The 24,690-nt window shown below is 61.3% G+C and carries 22 protein-coding genes, 1 tRNA gene and 1 pseudogene; 11 read left to right on the plus strand and 13 right to left on the minus strand.

The annotated features are described in order from the left end of the window. Positions 1–480, plus strand: a complete 480-nt coding sequence (locus H8M03_RS11410; RefSeq protein ID WP_187479548.1) for a GAF domain-containing protein — start codon at positions 1–3, stop codon at positions 478–480. A 107-nt stretch (positions 481–587) separates the two neighbouring features. Here H8M03_RS11410 and H8M03_RS11415 read toward each other — a convergent pair whose 3' ends face one another. From H8M03_RS11415 to H8M03_RS11425, 3 genes are read right to left on the minus strand one after another with little or no spacing between them, the layout of a single operon-like run. Next, the gene (locus H8M03_RS11415) at positions 588–1,013 is read right to left on the minus strand and encodes a DUF2497 domain-containing protein (RefSeq protein ID WP_187479549.1); all 426 of its coding nucleotides are present in this window, start codon (positions 1,011–1,013) and stop codon (positions 588–590) included. A 14-nt stretch (positions 1,014–1,027) separates the two neighbouring features. Further along, positions 1,028–2,518, minus strand: a complete 1,491-nt coding sequence (locus tag H8M03_RS11420) for a TolC family outer membrane protein (RefSeq protein WP_425506848.1) — start codon at positions 2,516–2,518, stop codon at positions 1,028–1,030. Further along, positions 2,518–3,168: a protein-L-isoaspartate O-methyltransferase family protein gene (locus H8M03_RS11425; RefSeq protein WP_187479551.1), complete on the minus strand. Its 651-nt coding sequence runs from the start codon at positions 3,166–3,168 to the stop codon at positions 2,518–2,520. Before H8M03_RS11425 ends, H8M03_RS11420 begins: the two co-directional genes overlap by 1 nt. A 194-nt stretch (positions 3,169–3,362) precedes the next feature. Between H8M03_RS11425 and H8M03_RS11430 the strand changes: the two genes are divergently transcribed. Continuing rightward, a tRNA-Cys gene (locus tag H8M03_RS11430) sits at positions 3,363–3,436 on the plus strand. A 298-nt stretch (positions 3,437–3,734) separates the two neighbouring features. On the opposite strand, the gene H8M03_RS11435 is transcribed toward H8M03_RS11430, so the two are convergent. Further along, positions 3,735–5,495 carry a recombinase family protein gene (locus H8M03_RS11435; RefSeq protein WP_187479552.1) on the minus strand — a complete coding sequence of 587 codons (1,761 nt, stop codon included), beginning with the start codon at positions 5,493–5,495 and terminating at the stop codon, positions 3,735–3,737. A gap of 438 nt (positions 5,496–5,933) precedes the next feature. On the opposite strand from H8M03_RS11435, the pseudogene H8M03_RS12805 reads away from it, so the two are divergent. Further along, positions 5,934–6,410 (plus strand): annotated as a pseudogene (locus H8M03_RS12805) (tyrosine-type recombinase/integrase); the annotation flags it as partial. Positions 6,411–6,456: 46 nt separating this feature from the next. On the opposite strand, the gene H8M03_RS11440 reads toward H8M03_RS12805, so the two are convergent. Then, positions 6,457–7,788, minus strand: a complete 1,332-nt coding sequence (locus H8M03_RS11440) for an MFS transporter (RefSeq protein ID WP_187479553.1) — start codon at positions 7,786–7,788, stop codon at positions 6,457–6,459. Positions 7,789–7,897: 109 nt separating this feature from the next. Here H8M03_RS11440 and cyoA point away from each other — a divergent pair, with 109 nt between their 5' ends. Genes cyoA through H8M03_RS11475 form a run of 7 tightly spaced genes read left to right on the plus strand, consistent with a single transcriptional unit; the run spans position 7,898 to position 14,660 of the window. Continuing rightward, complete coding sequence (gene cyoA, locus H8M03_RS11445) at positions 7,898–9,076, plus strand: ubiquinol oxidase subunit II (RefSeq protein WP_187479554.1); 1,179 nt, start codon at positions 7,898–7,900, stop codon at positions 9,074–9,076. A gap of 20 nt (positions 9,077–9,096) precedes the next feature. Beyond that, the gene (gene cyoB / locus H8M03_RS11450; protein WP_187479555.1) at positions 9,097–11,097 is read left to right on the plus strand and encodes a cytochrome o ubiquinol oxidase subunit I; all 2,001 of its coding nucleotides are present in this window, start codon (positions 9,097–9,099) and stop codon (positions 11,095–11,097) included. A gap of 3 nt (positions 11,098–11,100) precedes the next feature. Then, entirely contained in the window at positions 11,101–11,775 is a 675-nt protein-coding gene (cyoC, locus tag H8M03_RS11455; RefSeq protein ID WP_187479556.1) for a cytochrome o ubiquinol oxidase subunit III, read from the plus strand. Next, positions 11,772–12,152, plus strand: coding sequence for a cytochrome o ubiquinol oxidase subunit IV (gene cyoD / locus H8M03_RS11460; protein ID WP_187479557.1), 381 nt, complete (start codon positions 11,772–11,774; stop codon positions 12,150–12,152). Before cyoC ends, cyoD begins: the two co-directional genes overlap by 4 nt. Further along, positions 12,149–12,841: an SURF1 family protein gene (locus tag H8M03_RS11465; RefSeq protein ID WP_246448889.1), complete on the plus strand. Its 693-nt coding sequence runs from the start codon at positions 12,149–12,151 to the stop codon at positions 12,839–12,841. The genes cyoD and H8M03_RS11465 overlap by 4 nt, the downstream gene beginning before the upstream one ends. Then, complete coding sequence (locus H8M03_RS11470; protein ID WP_187479558.1) at positions 12,841–14,130, plus strand: ATP-binding protein; 1,290 nt, start codon at positions 12,841–12,843, stop codon at positions 14,128–14,130. The genes H8M03_RS11465 and H8M03_RS11470 overlap by 1 nt, the downstream gene beginning before the upstream one ends. Continuing rightward, positions 14,127–14,660 carry a response regulator transcription factor gene (locus tag H8M03_RS11475; protein WP_187479559.1) on the plus strand — a complete coding sequence of 178 codons (534 nt, stop codon included), beginning with the start codon at positions 14,127–14,129 and terminating at the stop codon, positions 14,658–14,660. The genes H8M03_RS11470 and H8M03_RS11475 overlap by 4 nt, the downstream gene beginning before the upstream one ends. 467 nt (positions 14,661–15,127) lie before the next feature. On the opposite strand, the gene H8M03_RS11480 is transcribed toward H8M03_RS11475, so the two are convergent. From H8M03_RS11480 to H8M03_RS11505, 6 genes are all read right to left on the minus strand, one after another. Then, entirely contained in the window at positions 15,128–17,194 is a 2,067-nt protein-coding gene (locus tag H8M03_RS11480; RefSeq protein WP_187479560.1) for a glycoside hydrolase family 65 protein, read from the minus strand. A 25-nt stretch (positions 17,195–17,219) separates the two neighbouring features. Beyond that, positions 17,220–17,729 carry a hemerythrin domain-containing protein gene (locus H8M03_RS11485; protein WP_187479561.1) on the minus strand — a complete coding sequence of 170 codons (510 nt, stop codon included), beginning with the start codon at positions 17,727–17,729 and terminating at the stop codon, positions 17,220–17,222. A gap of 88 nt (positions 17,730–17,817) precedes the next feature. After that, positions 17,818–17,988 (minus strand): hypothetical protein, encoded by a 171-nt coding sequence (locus H8M03_RS11490; RefSeq protein ID WP_187479562.1) that lies wholly within the window; start codon positions 17,986–17,988, stop codon positions 17,818–17,820. Between the two features lie 544 nt (positions 17,989–18,532). Continuing rightward, complete coding sequence (locus H8M03_RS11495; RefSeq protein WP_187479563.1) at positions 18,533–19,006, minus strand: hypothetical protein; 474 nt, start codon at positions 19,004–19,006, stop codon at positions 18,533–18,535. Further along, the gene (locus H8M03_RS11500; RefSeq protein WP_187479564.1) at positions 19,003–19,299 is read right to left on the minus strand and encodes a plasmid stabilization protein; all 297 of its coding nucleotides are present in this window, start codon (positions 19,297–19,299) and stop codon (positions 19,003–19,005) included. The genes H8M03_RS11495 and H8M03_RS11500 overlap by 4 nt, the downstream gene beginning before the upstream one ends. A gap of 82 nt (positions 19,300–19,381) precedes the next feature. Next, complete coding sequence (locus H8M03_RS11505) at positions 19,382–20,104, minus strand: Crp/Fnr family transcriptional regulator (RefSeq protein ID WP_187479565.1); 723 nt, start codon at positions 20,102–20,104, stop codon at positions 19,382–19,384. 487 nt (positions 20,105–20,591) lie between these two features. Here H8M03_RS11505 and H8M03_RS11510 point away from each other — a divergent pair, with 487 nt between their 5' ends. Then, positions 20,592–23,651 carry a response regulator gene (locus H8M03_RS11510; RefSeq protein ID WP_187479566.1) on the plus strand — a complete coding sequence of 1,020 codons (3,060 nt, stop codon included), beginning with the start codon at positions 20,592–20,594 and terminating at the stop codon, positions 23,649–23,651. Between the two features lie 154 nt (positions 23,652–23,805). Here the strand turns inward: H8M03_RS11510 and H8M03_RS12990 are convergent, their stop codons facing one another. Together H8M03_RS12990 and H8M03_RS11515 are read right to left on the minus strand one after the other, a co-directional pair. Further along, positions 23,806–24,018: a DUF6894 family protein gene (locus H8M03_RS12990; protein WP_425506849.1), complete on the minus strand. Its 213-nt coding sequence runs from the start codon at positions 24,016–24,018 to the stop codon at positions 23,806–23,808. 54 nt (positions 24,019–24,072) lie between these two features. Beyond that, the gene (locus H8M03_RS11515; RefSeq protein WP_187479567.1) at positions 24,073–24,570 is read right to left on the minus strand and encodes an Hsp20 family protein; all 498 of its coding nucleotides are present in this window, start codon (positions 24,568–24,570) and stop codon (positions 24,073–24,075) included. Between the last annotated feature and the right edge of the window lie 120 nt (positions 24,571–24,690).

Here is a 24,690-nt window from a genome sequence, read left to right on the forward strand (position 1 = left end):
ATGTACGATTTCAAGATCGAAGCGGCCGACACGCCGACGCTCTACCGCGATCTCGCGCAGGCGCTCGACGCGCTAATCGGCGACGAGACCGACGCGGTCGCCAACATGGCCAATGCCGCGGCGCTGATCTGGGAATCGCTGCCCGACCTCAACTGGGCCGGTTTCTATCGCAACGTCGATGGCGAACTGGTGCTCGGCCCGTTCAATGGCCGCCCGGCCTGCATCCGTATCGCGTTCGGGCAGGGCGTGTGCGGCGCGGCGGCGCAAAGCCTGGACGTCCAGCGCGTCGACGACGTCCACGCCTTTCCGGGCCACATCGCCTGCGACGCCGATTCGCGGTCGGAGCTGGTGGTGCCGATCGTCCGCGACGGCAAATTGCTTGCCGTGCTCGACCTCGATAGCCCGAAACCGGCGCGGTTCACGCAAGCGGATGAAGATGGCGCCGTCGCGCTCGCCGCGATCCTCGCCCGCGCGATTTAGGTCGCGATGCGACTGGCGCCAGCCGCCGGGGCGGGGTCTACGAAAAACCTCGCGTAACCTGACGGGCCGAACGCGATCTTCGCCCGTTTCATTCCGCACCTACGGCGTCAGAATTTCTTTCCCGTGATGCGGGTGATCTCGCGCTTCACATGCTCGTTGACGATGCCCGGCAGATGCTCGTCGAGCCATTCCTTGAGGATTGGCCGGAGCATCTCGCGCACCATGTCCTCAAGCGGGTTGGCGGTTTGAACCGGCGCGCTGGCGGCGACGCTCGACAGTTCCTGAAGCGAGGCCATCGTCGTTTCGGCCGCCCGCTCGTCGAGCAGGGGCGGGCCCAGCGCCGCTTCATTCTCGATCGGCTGGTCGAGCTCGAGCACGTCGTCCGGCTCGCTCTCGGCGCCGTCGTCCGGGCTTTCGGCAAGCACTTCGGGCGGCGCCGCGACCGCGGTACGCAGCTCCTTTTCCTCGGCGATCACTTTCTTGATCGACGCCAGTATGTCTTCCATCGAAGGTTCGCGGCCGGGGGATTGCATCAGCGCGATATCGCTTATTGCCTTGGCGGTGTCACCCCTTTGTCGCCCGCGACGACCGGCGTCGGCGGGGTCGGGACGTTCGCCGTCGGGGTGGCGACCGGCACGTGGCGGGGATCGTTGGCCCAATCGTTCCAGTTGCCGGCAACCCGCCGGTAATTGCCCAGCGGGTCGTACAGCACGCCGCCATCCAGGTTGAGGTCCTCGGCCTGGGTTTCGCCCATCGCGTTGAGCAGCTGGAAACCGGCGACATAGGCGTCGCGGCGGGAGCTGACGAGCGTGACCTGGGCGTTGAGCAATTCCTGTTCGGCGTTGAGCAGGTCGAGCACGTCGCGGGTGCCGACCGACAGTTCCGCGCGGTTGCCTTCCAACGCCAGTTCGGTGGCGCTGACCGCTTCATTGCTGCTTTCGATCGCCTGAAGCGCGGCGCGATAGCTGGCGAAGGCGGCGCGGGTGTTGGCGACGACCGCGCGTTCGACGCCGATCACCTGTTCCAGCACCTGGCCTTCGAGCGCCTGGGCGCGGCGGATGCGCGCGGCCGGCTCGCCGCCCTGATAGATTGGGATGCTGCCCGAAATGGCGACCGAGGTGGCGGTGCCGCTGCGGTCGGTGACGAAGGGACCGGTGTCGCCGGTCAGCTGGTTGATATAATCGCCCGACGCACTGGCGCCGATCGTCGGCAGGCGCTGCGACCGCGCCACGCGCACGTCGTACCCGGCGGCGACCGCCTGCTGGTTGACGGCGAACAGGTCGGGGTTGTTGACGAGGGCGATGCGCACCGCTTCCTCCGGCGTCGCGGGCAGCGGCGGCAGGGGGTCGGGGGGAGCGAGCGCGTCCGGCGCCTCGCCGATCACGCGCTTGTAATTTTCGACGCTGGTGGCGAGCCGGGCACCGGCGGTGGCGAGGTTCGACCGCGCCAGTTCCAGCCGCGCCTGCGACTGGGCGACGTCGGTGCGGGTGACGTCGCCGATTTCGAACCGGTCGCTGGTCGCTTCCAAATTGGTGCTCAGCACCCGCACGTTGTTCTGGTTGAGCTCGACGATCGCACGGTCGCGGATGACATCCATGTAGGCGGCGACCGCTTCGGTGAAGACGTCGCCTTCGACCGCGTCGAGTGTCGCGCGCCCGGCTTCGACGCGGGTCTTCGCGGCGCGCACCGAATTCTTGACCCGGCCACCGCTGTACAGCGGAACGTTAAGGTCCACGCCGCCGCTCAGGCTGATATTATGGTCGTCGCCCTGTTGCTGCAGGATGATGCCGCTGCGCGTCAGGTTGCGGTTGACGCCGACGGTGCCGACGACTTGCGGGCGGCCTGCCGCGCGGGCGATGGCGACGTTGGCGTCGGTCGCGCGCAGCTGTTCGCGCTCCGCCATCAGCGTCGGGTTGGTGCGATAGGCGGCAACCAGGGCCTGGCGCAGCGTCGCTCCCCAGGCGGGACCGGCCATCAGGGCGGCGGCCATGGTTCCGATAAACAGGGCGCGGGTACGGGGCACGGTCACTCCAGCCATCAAAAGGTGAACGCACGGGGCTTGGCAAAACCGGGCAGGGGCGCGGCGCTGGCATCGGCGATAGTGTGCAGGCCGAAGCCTTCGCCGGCGCGCCGTCCGACCACCACGCGGCCGATGCCGCGGTCGAGCAGCGATGCGCCGAGCCGGCCGCGGTCGGTCAGCTGGGCGATGATCGCGGGCGGAATGTCCTCGACCGCGCCGTCGATCAGGATGAGGTCGTAGGGCGCGCCCTTCTTCCAGCCATCCTCCAGCGGCCCTTCGACGACATCGAAACCATGGCCGCGGGCGGCGGCGGCAAGTTCGGCGGAGCTTTCCAGCCCGGTCACGGCGACGCCCATGCGTACCAGCACGGCGCACGCATATCCGGTGCCGCACCCGATCACGAGCGCCCGTTCGCCGGCGACTGGCGCCAGTTCGGTCAGCAGCTTGCCGAGCAGGTCGGGGCCCGACATCGTGCGCCCGTGACCGATCGGCACGCAGCGGTCGGTGTAGGCGATCGGCCGCGCGTCCTCGGCCACGAACGTCTCGCGCGGGACGGCGCCCATCGCCTCGACGGCCGGGCCGTAGCTGACGCCTTCGGGGCGCAGCTGCGTGTCGACCATCGCGGCGCGAGCGGCGGCGAAATCCGGAACTGGAGCGTGAATCGTCATCGACTGTTATATGCCGCTAATACAGTGGAGTTGCAAGAACCCGCTTTATCGGCGCCGCGTCCTAACGCCAAGCTGAACTGTCGCCGCTGGTCGAAGAAGCAGGGCCGTTGGCGGCATCGCGGGCCCCCGCAGCAGCGGTCCGGCGCCGGTTGCACCTTGACCGCTGGAGCAAAGCCCCCGAAATGGCGGCCCTCGGCCCGATGGCGGAGTGGTTACGCAGAGGACTGCAAATCCTTGCACGCCGGTTCGATTCCGGCTCGGGCCTCCACCCACATTTCGAGACTTAAGTCTCTGGTTTTATTGTGAAAAAAGTGGCGCTGTTCTGCGCCTTTCAGCGGACGAAAAGGTGTCCGGAGACCGCGTTAATTGCGGACGATCACGGTGATTCGAACCCGCAGTCTCCGCGGGCAAATTCGAATGCACGGTTTGGCGGCTTCGTTGCCCGACGCGTGGCCGTTGTTCGAGAAAACGGGCGCCCCGAGCTGGCACCCGTTCCCCTGTTGATCCGGCACACGTGGGAAATCTCTCCTCGCGGACGAAATCCAACATTGCAAGCAGCCGGCGTACTACCAGCCAGGCGCTGCCCTCAGGAAATCAGGTTGATCGGGAAAGCCCAAGATACGGCGCTGGAGCGCCCAATCCATCGGTAGCTCAACTGAATAGAGCGTACGGCACGTCAATCCCGCTGGCTGTGATCCGTCCCGAATGGCCGCGACGATATCCGGCGCGAGATAGTTCAGTCGCGCCAGCTGGGTGAAGCGCTTGGGATGGCAGTGCACCTTCATGGCAAGGTCGGTGACTGTATAGACGTTCCGGTCATCGAGGGCGGCCTGGGCAACCCGCGCCTTGTCCAGCATCGCCACGAGGTGCTTGTTCGGGAGCTGCGCAGACTCAGCGCTTCGTCGCTTTAGCAGGAGCGTCAATTCGCGTTTCATCGAAACAGCATTGGCGGGAATTTCTATCACGGTGGTCTGATGTGAGCGTTCCCATGCGATCGTGTCGCCGCGAAAGAGTCCGATCCCGTCCCACTGCAGAAGCCTGGGCAGTTCCGACAGGCGGACGATGATCTTGACCCAGGAGCTCGACAGTTCAATTCGCTCGATCAGCGCTTTCAGGATGCACTGCGCACGCTTGGGCGTGGCGGATTCAAGGGCTTTCGCGATGCGATCTCCGGCACCGCAAAGCTTGTTGAGTTTGCCGTCGTGATTGCCGGTCTCGAGCAGCAGCCCCCGCACCTGCTCGCGATTGCTCAGCAAGGATGTGATCGAGCCGAGAACCAGTTGTTCAAGCGGGTCGGCTTTGACCCGGTAGCGCCGTGCCCCGTGGCGGCGGCCCCACTCCGACTGGTTGGAAATGTAATAGCGCCTGACCTCACGATAGCGTCGGTCGCGGAACACACCCATCTTGCGTCCAAACCCATCGTAGATGAGGTCGCGCAGCAAGTCGGTCTTGTAGATCTCCACGACCTTTGCCCGCGTTCGCTTGGCGCGGAGCGCCTGGACGTCTTCCCAGAGGTCTTCGGGAATGATTGCATCGTGGATGCCGGGATAGCAGTTGCCCTTATTGCGAACCTGGCCCGCGTAGAGCGGATTGCCGAGCATATTCCACACGCTTGAGGCAGAGATTCCGCGACCGCGGACGAAGTTGCCGCGCTTTGATACGCGGCTTCTGCGTAGGACTCCGCGTCTTGCCAGTTCGCGCGAGACGGTCACGTAGCTTTTCGCCTCGAGATAGCGCCTGAACATCCAGCGGATGACCTCGGCTTCTGGCTCGTTCACGACGAGTTTCTTGTCGACGAGATCGTAACCGAACGGGGGATTGCCGCCGACAAAGAGCCCGCGCTGGCGCATTGCAGTGAACTTGTCTCGAAGCCGGTCGGAAGAGATTTCGCGTTCGAACTGTGCGAACGTGAGCAGGACGTTCAGGATGAGGCGGCCGGTACTGTCTGCAGTATCAAAGTTCTGCGTGACCGCGACAAATGCGACACCAAAGCTCTCGAACAGGTCCATCAACCGGACGAAGTCGAGAAGGGTCCGGCTGATACGATCGAGCTTGTAGATGACGACAACGTCGACCACGCCCGACTCGACGTCGCTCAGGAGGTCCTGGAGAGCAGGGCGATTGAGGTTGCCTCCCGACTGGCCGCCGTCGTCGTAGTGCTTCGGAATTTCCGTCCAGCCCTTTGGCTGCTGGCTGGCGACGTAAGCCGAACAAATTGCACGCTGCGCCTCAAGCGAGCTGAACTGATGATCGAGTCCCTGTTCGACGCTCCGCCGAGTGTAAATCGCGCAGCGCTTTTGCTGAAGGTCGACGGTGGTGGGCATCATCGAAGGAGCTCCTGTTTGGCGCCCCCTCGTTGCGATCTTACGCTTGTGCCTCCGCTGCCGCGATCCCGAAAGCTGGACTGGACTTCCTCGTCAGAAAGAGCGACGCACTTGACTGCGGGGGAGAATGGAACCTGTCTCTGCGGTTCGATTCAAGGTCGCTCCTCCACTCACATTTAGAGACTTAAGTCTCTGGTGTTACGCTAAGGGGAATGGCGCAGTTCTGCGCCTCTCAGGTGCTACAGCCCTCCGCGGAGACCGCGCCCTTCAACGGATCTTCGGCGATTCCCCGCGCGGGGTCTCCGCGGGCAAGATCTGGAACACGGTTTCGGCTGTTAAGCGCCCATCTTCGCCGTTCAAATCCGTTCGGTCAAAGCCCGAAAGCGGTCGTTAGCCTTGGCCGTTTCTTCGTCGGTCATTCTGAACCTGACGAGAAACGACATGGGTTACTCGTCATTCGATCCCGTTGGCCGCAACGTGCCTGCTTGGAACGCGAGCAGGAAGATTGGGCCGAAGCGTGCGTTAAAGCAGAAGGAGATCTGGGCAATCCGCTTCTGGCTAAAGCAGGAAGGGCGAGTTCGTGACCGTGCACTGTTTGACGTGGCAGTTGATAGCAAACTACGAGGTTGTGATCTCGTACGCTTGAAGATCGGCGACTTAGTGAGTGGCAACGATGTTCGGTCCTGAACTCTCGTTATCCAGCGAAAGACCGGCCGACCTGTCCAGTTCGAGATTCTGGAACCGGCGCGCATCAGCCTGTTGAAGTGGCTCGAGCGACGCGGTGGGACAATCGAGGATTACGCGTTCCCGAGCCGAGTGGACCACTCTCAGCACCTGGGCACGCGGCAGAACGGCCGCCTCGTTGATGAGTGGGTAACTGCGATTGGACTGAAGGCCGGCGATTTCGGCACTCACTCCTCCACCAGTGTCCCCAAGGCATGCTCGTCGAGGGCCGGACGGTGGGTTACGCGGTTCGGCCCGCCAATTCCCGGTTGATGAACAGCGCGCCCAGGGTGCCGATGACGCCCGACAGGAGGTAAAGCCCGATCGCCCACAGTCCGATTTGGCTCGCGAGGAACAGCGCGACGAGCGGCGCGAAGCCTGCCCCGAAGAACCACGCCGAGTTCGAGACGATGGCGGCGCCGGTGTAGCGATGCTGCCGGTCGAAGCTGGCATTTACTATGCCTGACGATTGCCCAAAGGCGAGGCCGAGCAGGACGAAACCGCTGAGCATGTAGAACGCCTCGCCAATCTCGCCCGCGCCGAGCAATTGGGGTGCAAAGCCGCTGTACGCTCCGATCAGCGCGGCCGACACGCCGAGCACGGCGCGACGGCCGACGCGGTCGGCAATGGCTCCGGACCCGAGCATCGCCAGCACGCACACTGCCGCGCCGAGGGCTTCGAGGAGAAGGAAGCGCACCAGGCTCTCGTTCGTGGTCAGCTTCACCCAGGACAGCGGGAACACCGTCACCAGGTGGAACAGCGCAAAGCTGGCGAGCGGGGCGAAGGAGCCCAGGACGATCGTCCGCCATTGCGCGCGAAGGGTCGCGAACGGCGGCGAAGGCTGCAGCTCGCGATTGTCGAACAGGCGCTTGAATTCGGGGGTCTGGACCAGCCGCAGGCGCGCGAACAGCGCAACGACATTGATCGCCAGCGCGACGAAGAACGGGTAGCGCCAACCCCAACTCAGGAAATCCTGCGGCGACAGGATGCCGAGGAAATAGGCGAACAGCGCGCTGGCAAGGACTAGGCCGAGCGGTGCCCCCAGCTGGGGAATCATGGCGTACCAACCCCGCTTTGCGGACGGCGCATTCAGCGACAGCAGCGAGGGAAGACCGTCCCACGTCCCGCCCAGCGCCACACCTTGCATCAGACGGAAGAAGCCGAGCAATCCGATGCTCGCCGCGCCGATCTGTGCGTAGCCCGCCAGCAGCGCGATGGCGATCGTCGATCCGCCAAGCAGGAACAGGGCAATGGTCAGCTTCACGCCGCGCCCATGCTTCTGGTCGAGATAGGTAAAGATCAGCGTCCCGATCGGCCGTCCGACGAAGGCCAGCGAGAAAAGGGCGAACGAATAAAGGGTCGCCGTCAGCGGGTCGGCAAAGGGAAAGACGTAGCTTGGGAACACCAGTACCGAGGCGATGGCGTAAACGAAGAAGTCGAAGAATTCGCTGGTGCGACCGATGATCACGCCGATGGCGATATCCCCCGGGCCGACCTTTGCGTCATGCGAGGTAAGCAGCTGCGCATCGCGCTCGAGCGGTGTGGAGTTCGCTGCCGAAGCGTTGGCGGTCATATCTGCTTCATCTCCCTAGGAAGGGGTGCTGGTACCTTCTTACGCCGTGTTTTGGGATTGGACAAAATGTCCAATGTTGGACACGATGGCGGAACGGTAGGGGGACCCGATGCTGCAGCGAATCCTTCCCATTCCTGACCGCACGCGAGCGTGCCTCGCGCTGGCCGCGCTTGCGCTCCTTTCGGGCTGTTCGAGTGAGGTGTTGAACCCTGCCGGTGACGTCGCTCGGCAGCAGCGCGACATCATTTTCATTTCGACCGGCCTGATGCTGCTGATCATCGTCCCGGTCCTGATCCTTATCTGCCTGTTCGCGTGGCGCTATCGCAAAGGGAAGGGCGGAACCTACGACCCGAATTTCGATCACTCGACCGCACTCGAACTGGTTATCTGGTCGGCGCCGCTGCTCATCATCATCGCGCTCGGCGCCCTGACGTGGTCGAGCACGCACTTGCTCGACCCGTTCCGTCCACTCGATCGCTTGGCCGCCGGCGGCCAGGAAGCGAGCGCTCCCAAGGAAGACGTGCTGCGCGTCCAGGTCGTGTCGATGGATTGGAAGTGGCTATTCATTTATCCCGAAGAGGGCATTGCGACGGTCAATGAGCTGGTCCTTCCGCTGAACCGCCAGGTGCGGTTCGACATGACGTCGACCAACATGATGAACACCTTCTACGCGCCCACGCTGGCCGGGATGATTTACACGATGCCCGGGATGCAGAGCCAGTTGCACGCGGTGCTCAACAAACCGGGTACCTATTCCGGATTGTCCGCCAATTATAGCGGTGCCGGGTTCAGTGACATGCGGTTCACCTTGCATGGCGTCGATCGTGCGGGCTTCGAGGCATGGGCCGCAAAAGCGAAGTCATCCGGAAAGTCGCTCGACCTCGCGACCTACCAAAAGCTGGAATTGCCGAGCGAGAAAGTGCCGCCGATCGTGTTCGGCGCGGTCGATCCCGACCTCTATCGCCGGATCCTCGAACGCTGCGTCAATCCCGGCACCCCCTGCATGTCGCAGCTGATGGCGCATGACCGGCGTGCCGGTGGCGATCCGCGCGACGTTCGGCCAGGAGCCGGCATGCCGGCGGCCGGCAGTTCGATGCCGCAACATGGCAAGCCCGAAGGCGCGCTCCTGAAATCGCCGAGTGAAAAGGGATCGGGGGCCAATATTACAAAGCCTGCCGACCCCGATGCAGCCTTGGGAACGCGCAAGCCGGGCGCCGAGGAAAATCGCAACATGTCCGCTATCCATCCCCACCATGCGCCGGCAGCCAGCCGCCAGGCGCAGGCCTGACTTTCGGAGCCGACCTCATCGTGTTCGACCAGCCGCTCAGCAAGATCATCTTCGGACGTCTGACCTGGGAAAGCTTTCCAGTTCACGAGCCGATCCTTCTCGTCACGTTCGCCGTGGTCGCGCTGCTTGGCGTGGGAATTCTCGCCGCAGTGACGAAATATCGCTTGTGGGGCTGGTTGTGGCGCGAATGGTTCACCACCGTCGACCACAAGAAGATCGGGATCATGTACATGATTCTGGGCATCGTCATGCTGCTGCGCGGTTTCGCCGACGCACTGATGATGCGGCTTCAGCAGGCGATGGCGTTCGGAGGGAACGAAGGTTACCTCAACGCCCACCATTACGATCAGATCTTCACCGCCCACGGGACGATCATGATCTTCTTCGTCGCCATTCCGCTCATCAGCGGCGTGATCAACTTCGTCATGCCGTTGCAGATCGGCGCTCGTGACGTTGCCTTCCCGTATCTCAACTCCGTGAGCTTCTGGCTGACCGCGGCCGGCGCGGGTCTGGTCATGGTCAGCCTGTTCGTCGGCGAATTCTCGACTGCCGGCTGGCTCAACTATGTTCCCGTCGCGAACCTCCAGAACAGTCCCGGCACAGGGCCCGACTATTATTTATGGGCGTTGCAGATCGCGGGCGTCGGAACGACGCTGTCGGCCATCAACATGGTGACGACCGTGCTCAAGATGCGCGCGCCCGGCATGACGATGATGAAGATGCCGGTGTTCACCTGGACGGCGCTGTGCAGCCAGGTGCTGGCGATTGCCATCTTTCCCGCACTGACGGGGGCGTTCGCGCTGCTGATACTCGACCGCTACGTGGGAACGAACTTCTTCACCAACGATCTCGGCGGAAACCCGATGATGTACTGGAACCTCGTCTGGTTGTGGGGACATCCCGAGGTTTACGTCCTCGTCCTGCCGGTGTTCGGCATCTATTCCGAGATCACCTCGACCTTCTCTGGCAAGCGGCTGTTCGGTTATTCGTCGATGGTTTACGCGACCGTCGTCATCACCATCCTCAGCTACCTCGTCTGGCTCCACCATTTTTTCACGATGGGTTCGGGCGCGAGCGTGAACAGCTTCTTCGGCATCGCGACGATGATCATCTCCATCCCGACCGGCGCGAAGATATTCAACTGGCTGTTCACGATGTATCGCGGCCAGATCCGCTTCGAGCTGCCGATGATGTGGGTGGTCGCCTTCATGATCACCTTCGTGGTCGGGGGAATGACCGGCGTGCTGCTGGCAGTGCCGCCCGCGGACTTCGTGCTGCACAATTCGTTGTTCCTCGTCGCCCACTTCCACAACGTCATCATCGGCGGCGTGGTGTTCGGCCTGTTTGGCGGCATGGTCTACTGGTTCCCCAAGGCGTTCGGCTTCAAGCTCGACAACTTCTGGGGCAAGATCAGCTTCTGGGGCTGGGTGATCGGTTACTGGGTGGCCTGGACGCCAATCTACATCGTCGGCCTGATGGGCACCACGCGCCGTGTCCGCCATTTCGACGATCCCAGCCTGCAGATCTGGTTCATCATCGCCGGCATTGGCGCGCTGATCATCCTCGTCGGAATCCTGGCATTCGTGATCCAGATCGCGGTCAGCATCAAGAACCGCGACAAGCTGCGCGACACGACCGGCGACCCCTGGGACGGGAGGACGCTGGAATGGTCGACCGCGTCGCCGCCCCCGCCCTACAACTTCGCCTTCACGCCCGTCGTGCATGAACTGGATGCCTGGTACGACATGAAGTCCCATGGCGCCGCGCGTCCGACGAGCGGCTTCGTGCCCATCCATATGCCGCGCAACACAGGCACCGGAGTTATCCTTGCCGGCCTTTCCGCCGTGCTCGGCTTCGCCATGATCTGGTACATCTGGTGGCTCGCCGCCTTGGCCTTCGCCGCGCTGCTGGTGGTCGCGTTCGGGCACAGCTTCAACTACAACCGCGACTACTACATTCCGGTCGACGAGGTGACCGCCGAAGAGTCGGCGCGGACCCGCCTCCTGAAGGCGGAGGCCTGAACCATGGCGACCGAGCCCACCAAGAAAGTTGCCGCCAAGCCCCGGCCGCGCAAGAAGGCGGTAGCCAAGGCGATCCCGGCGACCACCTTTTACCAGCTGAAGGACGACCACGCTCACGGTCCGGGAAGCGCGACATTGCTCGGCTTCTGGATCTACCTGATGAGCGACGCGCTGCTCTTCGCAGCGCTGTTCGCGACGTTTGGCGTGCTCGGCGCCAGTTATGCCGGCGGCCCGACCCCACGCGAGATCTTCGAATTGCCGCTGGTCGCGCTCAACACAGCGATCTTGCTGGTGTCGTCGATCACGTACGGTTTCGCGATGCTGGCGATGGACAGCGGCGCGGTAAAGCGGACGCAAATGTGGCTCGTCGCTACCGCCCTGCTCGGCATAAGTTTCGTCGGGATCGAGCTGTTCGAATTCGGCAAACTGATCGCCGAGGGCGCCACGCCGCAGCGTAGCGGCTTCCTGTCAGCATTCTTCACGCTGGTTTCGACCCATGGAGTTCACGTCACCTTTGGCGTGGTCTGGATCGGCATCATGCTTGTCCAGGTTCAAATGCGGGGGCTCATCCCCGAGAACCGCCGCCGCCTGTTGTGCCTGAGCATGTTCTGGCACTTCCTCGACGTCGTCTGGATCGGCGTCTTCACCTTCGTCTATCTGCTGGGAATGCTGCGATGAGCGCCTCGCCCCACGACACTACCCCGCCCGTCGCCGAGATGGCGGGACATGGTTCGAAGCAAAGCTATCTGGTCGGCTTTGGCCTGTCGGCGGTGCTGACGGCCATCCCCTTCTGGCTGGTGATGAGCGGAGCGCTCGGCAGTCCGGGCTGGACGGCGATTGCCGTAATCCTGTTCGCGGTGCTCCAGATCCTTGTTCACACGACCTGCTTCCTGCACGTCAACACGCAGGCCGAGGGCGGCTGGTCGATGATCGCGTACATCTTTACCGCGGTGATCCTGATCATCACGATCGCCGGGTCGCTCTGGATCATGTTCCACCTCAATTCGAACATGATGCCGAGCATGATGGTGGGCGAACCCAGCAACGTTTCGTGAGGACGAAGCGACTCCTTTTCATTACCTTCTGCGGTCTCCTTTTCTTCCTTTTCGCCGCCTTGGGGGTTTGGCAGCTCGAGCGGCGTATCTGGAAGCTCGCGCTGATCGAGCAAGTCGACTCGCGGCTTCGCGCCGCACCCGTGCCCGTGCCTGACGTGACGAAGTGGAGGGGCTATGACGCGTCCGCCAACGACTATCGCAGGGTCGAGGCCATCGGCGTCTTCCAGAACGATCGCGAGACGAAAGTCGACGCGCTGACCGAGCGCGGCGCCGGCTTCTGGCTGATGACGCCCTTGGCCACAGGCTCGGGCGAGATCCTCGTCAATCGCGGTTTCGTCCCAACCGACGAAGCGTCTTGGAGCCGTCCGCAAGGCCGAGTCATCGTCCGCGGCCTACTGAGGCCGACGGAACCCGACGGCCGCTTCCTGCGACCAAACCGGCCGTCCGAGGAGCGATGGTTCTCACGGGACGTGGCGGCGATCGCTAGGGCGCGCCATCTTGCTCGGGTCGCGCCATTCTTCATCGATGCCGACCGGTCTGGCGCGGCCAACGAGCCCCCAATCGGCGGCATGACCGTCGTTACGTTCCGCAACGCGCACCTGTCCTATGTGATCACGTGGTTTGCGCTTGCGCTACTCTCGGCGGCGGGACTGGTACTCTTGTCGCGCGACCGCCAAAAGCCGATCTGATGGACCGCCCCCTCCTCGCCTTGACCAGCCGGCCGTTGATCGGCCGCTCTCCCAAGGCGGCGGCAGCGGAGACGATGCGGCAACTCGTGCAATTGCGCTGGATCGCCGTCGTTGGGCAACTCGTCGCGATCCTCGTCAGTCATTTTGCGCTCGGCATCGTGCTTCCCCTTACGCCGATGCTGGCGGTCGTCGCCTTGTTGGCTGCGGCCAATCTGGTTTTTGTCGTGACCATTCACAGGCGCATGATACCGGGCGAACTGACCATTGCGCTGTTGCTGGACATGGCCGCGCTCACGGCACAGCTCTACTTCAGCGGCGGTGCCGGGAATCCCTTCATCTCGCTCTACCTTTTGCAGGTTGTGCTTGGCGCGATCTTGCTGACGCCGCAGGTCGCTGGACTCCTGGCGCTCGCCGCCTGTGCGTTCACGGCGTTCCTCAACTTTCGTCACTTCCCGCTCTTGTTGCCGGCTGGCGACACCGGGCTCCTGCCAATCGGCCGCTGGTTGGCGTTCGTTATGGTCGCGGTACTGCTGGTATTGTTCATCGCTCGCATCAGCCGCAATGCGAAGCTGCGTGACGCCTACGCTGCCAGCCTCGCCCAGCGCGCGGTCGAGGAGGAAGGAATTGTCCGCATGGGCCTGTTCGCGAGCGGCGCGGCACACGAGTTGGGAACGCCGCTGTCGGCGCTTGCCGTGATCATCGCAGACTGGGAGCGGTTAACAATATTTTCGTCCGATCCGGACCTGGCCGATGAGATGGCGGATGCGAAGGCCGAAATTGACCGCTGCAAGGCGATCGTTTCGAACATCCTTCATTCGGCTGGCAAGGTGCGCGGCGTGGCAATGACCAGCGAAAGCGCCCGGCAATTGCTCGAGACGATCGCCCAACGGTGGACCGAGCGGCGCCCGAACAGCCGGTTGAGAACAGACCTGGCGCCTTTGGGCAATGCCAGGGTCGCGGCGGAGCCGTCGCTCGAGCAGGCGCTGTGGAGCCTACTCGAGAATGCCGCGGAAGCGTCGTCCGGGCTCATCGACCTCGTCGGCGCGATCGAGGATGGCAATGTTGTGTTCGCCGTCCTCGACCGCGGGCCGGGGTTCAGCGAGGATCAACTCGACTGCGCGGGCCGACTGTATCAGTCGACGAAGGGGCCAGGTCACGGCCTTGGTCTGTTCCTCGCTGCCAACGTCGCGCGGCAACTCGGGGGGCGCCTCAGCATCGCCAATCGAGACGACGGCGGCGCGGAGGTCCTGATGCGGCTCCCGCTGATCGCGTCGAAAGCAAGCGAATGAGTGGCAAGACGCTTTTCCTGATCGAAAATGACGAGGCGTTTGCGCGGACGCTGGCCCGCTCATTCGCCCGGCGAGACTACGACGTGTTCATCGCGCGGTCCCGCTCGGCGCTGGAGGAGCTGCTCAAGGCGAAGGCGCCGGACTTCGCCGTCGTCGACCTCAAGCTCGGCGAGGGGTCGGGCCTGCCGTGCATCCCCTTGCTCGCCAGTGCCAACTCCGCGGCGCGGATCGTCGTGCTGACCGGTTACGCGAGCATTTCCACGGCGGTCGAGGCGATCAAGCTCGGTGCCACCCACTATCTTCCCAAGCCCTGCAACACGGACGAGATCGAGGCCGCCTTCGGCAAGGACAGCGGCAATGTCGCTGAGCCGATCCGGAAGCAGGCAGGGTCGATCAAGACGTGGGAATGGGAACGCATCAACCAGACCTTGGCCGAAACGAATTTCAACATCTCCGAAACCGCGCGTCGCCTCGGGATGCATCGTCGGACCCTTGTCCGAAAACTTCGAAAAAACCCGCCGGTCCGCTGAAGTGCTCGTGTCCGGGGGTTCGCGGAAAACACGAGCCTCTCGCCCCCGAGCATCACACTATGACTGGTCGTCCGCTTCTATCTCAACATGACACGCAAGCGGATACGTATATTTCGGCTAAAGGCTCAGTTGCTTTATTCGTAGCCCATAGATGCAGCCGTATGGGGGACCGCCGGGCCATCGTTACGACTTCGATGGGCGCCTCGAGCATCCTTCATACGGGCCGCAGGACCCATATCCCATCGCCGCCCTAGGCGTCATCTGGGGTGACGCGTTCGGGCGTCCAGGACCACGTGGTCCTGATTCGCGGCCGCTACCAGCAGAAAATGGCAAGCCCGGTCCGAAACACGACCGTCCGCTAGCGGCCAGGTGCCGACGAAGATTTTCGAGCACGCTCCCACTCAAGACTGAGTTTACACCGTCCTAATGTCCCTTAGAGCGCTGATTCCAAAGAACACACCTGCCGATCAAATCTTCTTGAGTTCCGCGACGCTCCGATGTGCAGCTTGAAGCGACCAGGGCTCTCCACGTATCCACAACCGCTCGACTGAAATCGATCGCCACCCCGCCGGAAGAGTAATTTTCTGCTTGGGCCAGGTCGCTGGATCGGCGCCCCGAACCGCGAGCCGAGGCAAACCCAAGTAGAGGGATGTCAGCATGCCCCCGATATTCGCAAAGAAGGGCCCGGCACGGACCCTGCTGTCGGGATGGTCGGCCCGATATTCGAGACACTGATGAAAACGGCCAGCGTCGTACGCTGCGTAGCCCTCTTCAAACAATTTGAAGGCGAGCCGGCGATCGCCCCAAAGGCTTGCCCAGACTGGATAGAGCGCCGGAAGCATGGGTGAGCCGACATAGTCACGCCAATGCGACAGGTAGAGGGCGAGCGTTGCATCATGACTCTCGTCGCTGAGCGGATAATTGTAAGGAAAAAGCGCCGCAAGCGGCGTGGGAGTCGCGCCTTTTTGTTCGTCAATTCTAAAGTCGGCGTGGGCGGCGATGGCATTGTCGGTCCGAAGCAATGGATGCAGCGCTTCGCTTGTGGCGCGCCAGATGGAAGGCGCGTTCTTCCCCAAGTCTAAGGCCGCTTGCACTGCCCTTTCAAGCACGTCTCGCCCGGCTATGATGGAGAAGGCGTCGTCATCAGGTGGTGCGGGGATTTCCGCCGGCCCGGTGGCGCTTAAGAGATGAGGCCTACCTTCACGCCAAGCCACACGATCACAGATAAAGTCTGCTACGCCCGCCAGCACGGGCCAGGTCCTCTCTTCGAGGAAACGCCGATCGCCCGACACGTCCGCAAAGATGCTGAAGGCGCGGGCCACGTGCATCGAAACATGTAGTGCGTGGGTCGCCGCTTCTCCTCTGCCCGGCGCAACTTCCTCTCCGGTCAATGCTCCGGCTTCCCAAGGGAAGCGAAGCCCCTGGTTGCCATAAGAACGCGCATTCCGCCGGGCGGCATCGACGCCTCGTTCCCGAAACTCCAGGATGGCACGGGCGGCGTGGGGCTGGGTGAAGGAGAGGACAGGAACACAAAAAGCGTCAATGTCCCACATCACATGACCATAATAGTAATGATAATCGGGCCATTGGGCGAGGCCGAAGATGGATGTCGCCGATGGCGAAGCCGGGTGAACGGAGGCATTCAAATAATAGAAGCCCGCGTCAATTATAGCCTGATGTTGGGAAGAGGCACCCTCAACCACCGGCCTGGCTTTCCAGATTTCAGTCCAGCAGTCCCGGTTCATCTTCCGAAGCGGGGCCATGCCAAGCCTTTTCGCCTCTGCAAGGCGACGCACTGCTTCCTCATCCGGCCGGCTATGCACCAACGACCCGACCACCGCGGTCATCTGACTAATGATAACGCGCTGTCCAGCACGAAGCGGCACCTTGAACCGCGTTTGAAGGGGCCCACGATGATCATAGGGACGAAGCCGCTCACCGTCCGGCTGTCCGCTAATCTCAGTCCAGCACGCGAAGCCACACGTTGCCAAGCCGCCATCGCTCTCCCAAAGCAGTGCGCCATCGTCGGCTGGCTCGTGCTCGCCCGGCGTGCCGAGACGCCGGCGGACGACATTGCCACGCGATGATTTATCGAGACTTAGGCCGCTTTCGACTGTGAGCGTTGCGTTGTCTGCAGAACGAATTTCCGTTTCCTGCAGGACGATATGCGGATGGGAGCGACTACAAAATGTGCGCACGCTGAGTGAAAGCTTCCTTTCAGCCAGCACCACATCGACTCTTGTCGTCAGTTCTCCCGCAGAGAAATCATAGTCCTGCTCGAGGCTCGACGCTGCAAAGGGCTGGGTCGATAAACGCGCGCCGTCGATGGCAAGATCGAGGGCCAGCGGAAACGGGACATATGCAGCTGCCTCAATCCGGCGTTCCGGGTCCAATCCCACTACGCCGTTGACGATGCATACGCCCGGCAACACAGGTAAGTCGCGCAGTCGAAGACCAACGAGGCCATTGCTTACGTATGCTGGAAGTGAGGACCCAAGCGGGCCTCGCTCCGTCTGCGGGTTGATGATCTTCATCGCAACCCTCGCTTGGTGGCTTCGCTTACGCTGGCGTTTGATCCAGCGTCCTGAATTGAGGGGGAGGGACACCTTCGGTGGTGAACTTTTCTGTTAGTTCGGCCTTTCTGGCAGCCAGTTGTTCACCCAGCGCATCCATGTCCAGTCCGGCCTTTCGCGCCTGTGCAAAAAGCCCTTCCATGCGTTTCTCTTCTTCTTCGACATGGTGTTCGATCTCCTCGCTGAGGACGGTAACCTTACTGTCGTAGAATTCGTCGTCGGGCCCACCGGCAAGAATCTCGCCAATCAGAACTTTTGCCCCGTCATGCTCGACGTAGCTCTCCTTGAGCAGGTCTTCCTCAACCTTGCCTTCGCAAGCAGGGTAAAAGATTTCCTCTTCAATGGTCGCATGGACAGACAGCTCTAGGCAGATTTGCTGCGCTAGCTTTTCCTTCCGCCCCTCACCCTTCGCGCGTTCGAATTGCGAGAAAAGCTCTTCCACCTTGCGGTGATCTTCCTTCAGTAAGGCAATCGCGTCTTGTCTGGCTTCTGCCACGGGGATTCTCCTCGATTTCGGTTAAAGCACGAATCGCGTCTATTCAGTGAGGCAAAGCGATCTGCGCAATGCGCCGGCGTCCATCCGTTTAGTCGCCACGATCGCCTTGATCTTCAGGCTTAGGCGTGCGGGCGTGCTGCCGCACATCGCCGGAAAGCGATTCCGTCTGATCATCGCTTTCGCCAAATGTCCCGTCATCCTTGCGCCGTTGATAGCGCTTGTCGCCGGGGTGAGGTTGATTGAGTTCGCGCTTGGTCATGGCATTCTCCTCAGCAGCGGAACTCATTCAATTTACCGCCGTTCCCAGCCGGCCCGGAACAAGCCGCTAGACCATAACAAATGATATGAAAAAATGTGCTTGAACGGAGGATGCGCAGCGCGTTTAGCGGCGACTATCAAGAGCCTGGGATGTCAAAGTGACTTTGAAACATTCGAAACCAAACGCAGGCCTCCCTTGGTCCGAGCAAGAGGATGAGATTTTAAGAGGTGCTTGGCCGGAACCTGATGTGCGCAGCATCGCAGCGACGATAGGTCGAAGCCGCGAGGCAGTTGAAAAGCGTGCACGGACTATTGGCCTTAGGCGTGCACGGTGAAGCGGGAAAACACCTTATGGACTGGAAGCTCCTGGGCTATTCTATCTCAAGCCTCAGTGTCTTGGCCCTCGGAACTGCGGCCTGGCCCGGAAACGACGGATTTTGGTGGCATGTCCACGTCCTGATTTTCGGAATGGTAACCTCGGTGATCGGAATGGGCTGCCGCTACGTCTCCCACCGCATTGACCGGAGAAAGATCGAAGAAGCTGCTCACTGAACTGTTTGAGCGATCTTTATGGCTTCGCCGACCGCTCTCGCCGACGACTCTGTGCGGGTGTTACGCGCCGTGTTGGACCTAGCTTCTGTCTCGGCCAAATAGTGCTCGGCGGCCTCGATAAAAAAGGCTGCTCGGTTGCAACTTACTTTGTCGATCCGGCTCGCGAGCTTTGGATCAAGGTCAATCCGAACGGTTTTCGGTTCATAGGGCACGGATACGTCCAAGGCGAAAAGGACAATGTCAGAGCCGACCGGGGGGGCCTCATCCGATGGAAGGGGTATCGGCAGCTCTCTAGCCCCTAACGCGGCGATCCGCGCCTGAAGCAAATGCTCGGCCCGTTCCGCGCAGCGAAGCATATCAACGTCCTTCACCACGAGGTCCGGAAACTCGGTGATTCTTGCTACACAACCATGCGACGTCTTTCTGACAATCGCCCGGTAGCGCCGCTTTGTAGGCTCAACGGTCATTCATTGCCCTTCTTGCGCCGCGTTTCCCAACCCTTTTTTGCAGCCGCGGAGCGCGATTCACTGGTATGCGACAAACCGCTTTTGCGTCCGCCCCTGCGCGAAGATTCGTGGGTGTCTTTCTTGCCGCGGCCGGAACCAGACTTATTTCCTCCGCCGCTCTCCTTGTTGACCGTCGCCCATGCGCGGCTCTTGGCTTCTTTCGCTCCCACGCCTTGGTCTTCATAACCGTCGGCAATATGTTCAGCCTTACGCTTCTGCTTATCGGTGTACTTTCCCTTATCTCCGCGAGGCATGTGCACTCCCCTATTTAGCTAGGGAAACGTTCTGAGGTCGGTCTGGTGCCAAACCCTCAACGCAACATCTTGCTAACAAATGTTAAGCAGGTGGTCCGAGCATTAAGTATGTCGGATCGAATTCTCCGATGCGGCAAAGCTTTTCAAAGTCGAGGATACGGCTGCAGCCGCGGCTGATTCCAATGGCGCCTGCGTCCGCCAGCGCCTTAAGGGTCCGACTGATGTGAACCGGTGTCGTCCCTGCGAGCTCGGCAAGCTGGCTTTGAGTAAGCGGAAAAGATGCGCCCTCTTTCTCAAGCCCAGCAGCCTGAGCACGTGTTCCATACTCGCAGAGGATATGGGCGACTCGGCTTTTTGTGGATAGCCCGCTCAGGACTGTAACCCATTTGGCCAAGATACTGGCATCAACGACCGTGTCGCGCCAGAACGCCATTGCGAGATCCGGATATTGATCGTGCAGGCGTCGCAGGTCGGTATGCGGCACTTCGTAGATTGCGCAATCGGTGAGCGCCGTGATGTTCCAGCGAGCGACGGGAACGGCGACAGAATGGAGATCGCACATATCGCCCTCAATGTAGAGCGCTGCGGTGCGCCGCGAGCCGTCTGAAAATTGTTCGGATCGACCGATCGTCCCGCTTGCAACCAAGCACGCAAAGCTCGTAATCTGGCCGGATCTCACAAGGTCCCACCGCGCCTTTTTCTCAGTCCGTGGCGGGTCAAGCGCCAAAAGCGAATTTTGGGCCTCCTGCGAAAGAGCGCTGCGCAGCAGCAGGCGGTTAAGAAAACGCGAAAGAGGCCGATCCATGCCGCCGAAACGCGCAAGGGGCGACTGAGATCATTGTTTTGACGATTTGGATGGATAGCTGCTCAGCCTCGCTTTCTTCCCCTCGCCGTCGCGGTTCGGCACCACCGGCAGCTGTGGCCTCACACTTTGAAGGAATGCACCAACTAGGGGCGGTCAATCTTGGCCGGATCCGCGGAGAGTGTTGTATAACAATAGGCGGTGGTGGATGGAGCCTTGACGACCAAGGCGCCGCAGACGTCGTTGCCGGCCAAGACCCCAAGCGAATCGTGCCTTGAGCCTCCGTCACGCTCAGATGCCGGTTACGACAAGCCGCTGACCGCGCGGGTACGGAAGCCACCACCGGCATTGCCAGCTACTGTGACTATGCCAGTTGTTATAAGATTACGTGAGGAACATTCCTATCGCGCTTTTGTTTCCCTAGCGGGAAGGGGGGGGCTGAGGTGGCCGTTTTCCAAGCATGTTGAGTTAGCGCGCCTGGAGGGGTCAATTGGACGTCAAAAATCAAGCTCCGGCAAGCTGGAACGCCCATCGTCTTGCCACACTAGTCTCCCTCAACGACCAGATTCGCGATCTCGAGAATCCTGCTAAGGTCGCGTACACCGCTGCGGAAATTCTCGGTAAGGCGATGAACGTGAGCCGCGCGGGCTACGGGACGATTGATCCTGAACTTGAGACGATCACGATCGAGCGTGATTGGAATGCGTCCGGAATTCAGTCGCTCGCCGGCACGCTCCATTTCAGGGACTATGGATCGTACATCGAGGACTTAAAGCGCGGTGAGACAGTAGTCTTTGCCGACGCTGAGAAAGATCCTCGGACGGCAGATACCGCGGACGCATTGAAGGCTATTAGCGCGCAATCGGTAGTCAATATGCCAATCAGCGAGCGCGGAGGCTTGGTTGCGCTGTTGTACCTCAATCACGCGACCGCCCGGGAGTGGAGACCGGAGGAGCTCGACCTTATTCGGGACGTAGCCGAGCGGACGCGCTCTGTGGTTGAACGTCTTCGGGCTGAAAAGCAGCTCAGAGAGCGCGAAGAACGATTCCGCACGGTCTACGAAAATGCGGCCGTCGGCATGTTGGAGGTCGACGCCGATTGGAGAATCCAAGGGGCGAATGCCGCCTACGCTCAATTAGTCGGAATTTCTCGCGAGGAGCTCAAAGGTCAAAACTGTCTTGCCTTCACGCACGACGAGGATCTGATCCTCAGTGCCGAAGCCCTTCGAGAAGTGGCATCAAAGCCCAATGGCGAGCGCATCAGCTTCGAGAAACGCTATGTCAGGCCCGACGGAAAGACCATTTGGATCAGGAGCAATCTGGCAAAGGTCGGTGGCGATGGCGACACTGCACGATTCTTAAAAATCGTCGAGGATATCACTCACGCCAAGGCGGCCGAAAAGGAGTTGGAAGAACAGCGCCGCATCCTCGAGGTCCTTAACGAAACCGGTGCAGCGGTAGCGGCAGAACTCGAGACTGAGCGTGTCGTGCAGATCGTGACTGATGCCGGCGTCGAGCTTACGGGTGCGGCGTTTGGAGCATTTTTCTACAATGTAGTCAGCGATGCTGGCGAGGTTCTCACACTATACACTCTTTCCGGTGCCAATCGCGCCGATTTCGAACAATTCGGTCATCCCCGTCCCACGCCTGTGTTCGCCCCCACGTTCAGGGGCGAAGGCGTCGTTCGGTCGAACGACATCACGGCTGATCCCCGATACGGTAATAACCCGCCGCATAAGGGCATGCCCGAGAACCATTTGCCGGTTCGCAGCTATCTTGCGGTCCCAGTCATCTCGCGCTCGGGAGAAGTCATCGGCGGACTCTTTTTCGGGCACCCCGAGATTGGGATCTTCACCAACGAGTCAGAACAACTCATTGTTGGCCTCGCCGGTCAGGCGGCCGTTGCGATCGACAATGCCCGGCTTTTCCAGGCAGCACAGCGTGCAAACCAGACACTCGAAGAGCGGATCGAAGCGCGCACGCAAGAGCTTGAGCATGCGAATGCGGCGTTGCGGCAGGCGCAGAAGATGGAAGCGGTCGGGCAGCTCACGGGGGGTATCGCCCACGATTTTAACAATCTGCTCACGGTCGTAACCGGCAACATCGACATGGCCATGCGGTCTATGTCTGCAAGCGGCGCGATCGACCCCCGGTCCCAGCGCGCGCTCGAAAACGCGATGAAGGGCGCGGAACGCGCGGCTTCTCTCACCCAGCGCCTCCTCGCGTTCTCCCGCCGACAGCCGCTCGCGCCGAAAGCCATCGACGTCGATAAGCTCGTCGTTGGCATGTCGGATTTGTTGAACCGGGCCCTGGGCGAAACTGTGAAGCTCGAAATCGTTACATCGCCTGGTCTGTGGCGCGTCGAGGCGGACCCGAACCAGCTCGAGAGCGCCATTCTCAATCTTGCAGTGAACGCACGCGACGCCATGCCGAAAGGTGGTGAGCTCGTCGTGGAGACGACCAACGCCCGTCTGGACGAAGAATATTCGGCTCAGCACGCCGAGGTGGCTCCCGGCCAATATGTGGTTGTCTCCGTCACGGACACCGGCACCGGTATGCCCAAGCATATTCAGGAGAGGGTCTTCGAACCCTTCTACACGACTAAGGAGCCGGGCAAGGGCACCGGGCTTGGCCTCTCGATGGTCTACGGTTTCGTCAAACAATCTGGCGGACACATCAAGATCTACTCAGAAGAAGGTCAAGGGACGACGATTAAGATCTATCTGCCGCGATTGATGAGCGAGGTCGTAGCGGATGACGGCAGCGCTGTAACTCAAGGCTTGGAGACGAGCGCGAGCGAGGAAGTTATCCTTGTGGTGGAAGACGATGACGATGTTCGAGCCTACACCGTCGAGTGCTTGCGCGAGCTCGGATACAAGGTTCTGGAAGCGCATGACGGGTCCTCAGCCTTGCGTCTTCTTGAACGACAAAATGGCCCAGTCGATCTTCTGTTCACCGACGTGGTAATGCCGGGCATGACCGGCCGCGAACTTGCCGACGAAGCGAGGAAGGTTCAGCCACATCTCAAGGTGCTGTTCACCTCCGGATACACCCGCAACGCGATTGTTCATGGGGGACGCCTCGATCCTGGCGTTGAAATGATAGCCAAGCCATTCACGTATGCGGCCCTAGCCCAGAAAGTTCGCGACGTGCTCGATGCCGGCACAACCGGACGGATCCTCGTGGTCGAAGACGACCCGACCGTCCGATCACTTACAATGGAGCTCCTCATCAGCCGCGGGTACAGCGTCGAGGAAGCTGGCGGCGCAACCGAGGCCTTGTCCAAGATCCGCTCGGCGCAAGGTCGCTACGATGCGGTCTTCATTGCGAACATTGCAGGCAAGAAGGATTCGATGTGGCTACGCGGTGAGCTTCGAAAGCATCATGCCGACATGCCGGTTTTGATCGCTGCGGAAACCAAAGAGGCTCCAGCGCTTCGGTCACGGTTCGAAGCTGACCGCTGCACTGCGGTTATCGAAAGGCCGTATAACGGGGCGAAACTTCGCGAAGCACTCGGCCTTCTCGGAGCGCGTTGTCCGGGAAAGTTTTGACAGGAGCGGTTGGCGGGCGCGACGAGCAGCAATGCTAGATTGGTAGTTGGATAGTTAGGTTTTATGAAGACGGTCGAATGCCGCCAGGAAGTATCACGCGGACGGACCGCTTTTGGCCAGCTTGAGCTGTCAGGCCGAAAGGCCCAGCCAGTAGTCAGAGGGGTATTTGGAAGACGGCCCGTTGATTTTCGTCCACCACCCGTAGCCAACCAATATAGGGTGGTTTGCCGGCCAGAACGCGCGCTTCCCAGAGGTCGACGATGTGGGCGGCGGCGTGTCTTCTTACCGTCTCAATGTGCGGCAGGTCTGTGCCCACTAGATCGGGGATTGTGCCGTCATCCGCGTGCACATTAAGAAAATACCTCACGTCTGTCGTCCTGAAAACGGCAGGCCCCAGGGGAGGCCGGGGCCTGCGCAGAAATCAAGCGTCCTGTAATTGCTTCGATGCTCTCTTTGGCCGTCCAGCATCGCGGGAAGGGGCGTCAAGCCGCCTGGTCTCGCCGCTGCCAATGCCTATCTTGCGCGGCTTCATCGCCTCAGGGATTTCCCTGATGAGCTCAATCGACAAAAGTCCGTCGTTCAAGTCGGCACTTGTGACCATGATGTGATCGGCCAAGCCGAAGCGGCGTTCGAACGAGCGGTTAGCAATGCCGCGATGGATATAGGTCGCATCGCCATCCTCGCGCTTTTGACCGCTGACGATCAGCTGGTTTTGATGCGCGGTGATATCGATCTCATCCTGCGAGAATCCGGCCACCGCAAGCGAAATGCGGAACTGATTATCGCCGAGCTTGATGAGATCGAATGGCGGGTAGTTATCCTGCGACTGACCCGAAGCGCTGTTCTCCAGCAATTCGAAGAGACGGTCGAAGCCAACCGTGGAGCGCCGGAAGGGCGCGAAGTCGAAAGCACTTGGCATTTTCCATGTCCTCCATCTGAAGCGACTGGCGGACTCCGGCACGAGGCCGAGGCCCGTCACCGGGCCCGATGTGGCACCCGGCGGCGGGGAAATAATTACGACATTTCAAGTTTCAAGAGG

The organism is Sphingomonas sabuli, assembly GCF_014352855.1.
Lineage (GTDB): Bacteria > Pseudomonadota > Alphaproteobacteria > Sphingomonadales > Sphingomonadaceae > Sphingomicrobium > Sphingomicrobium sabuli.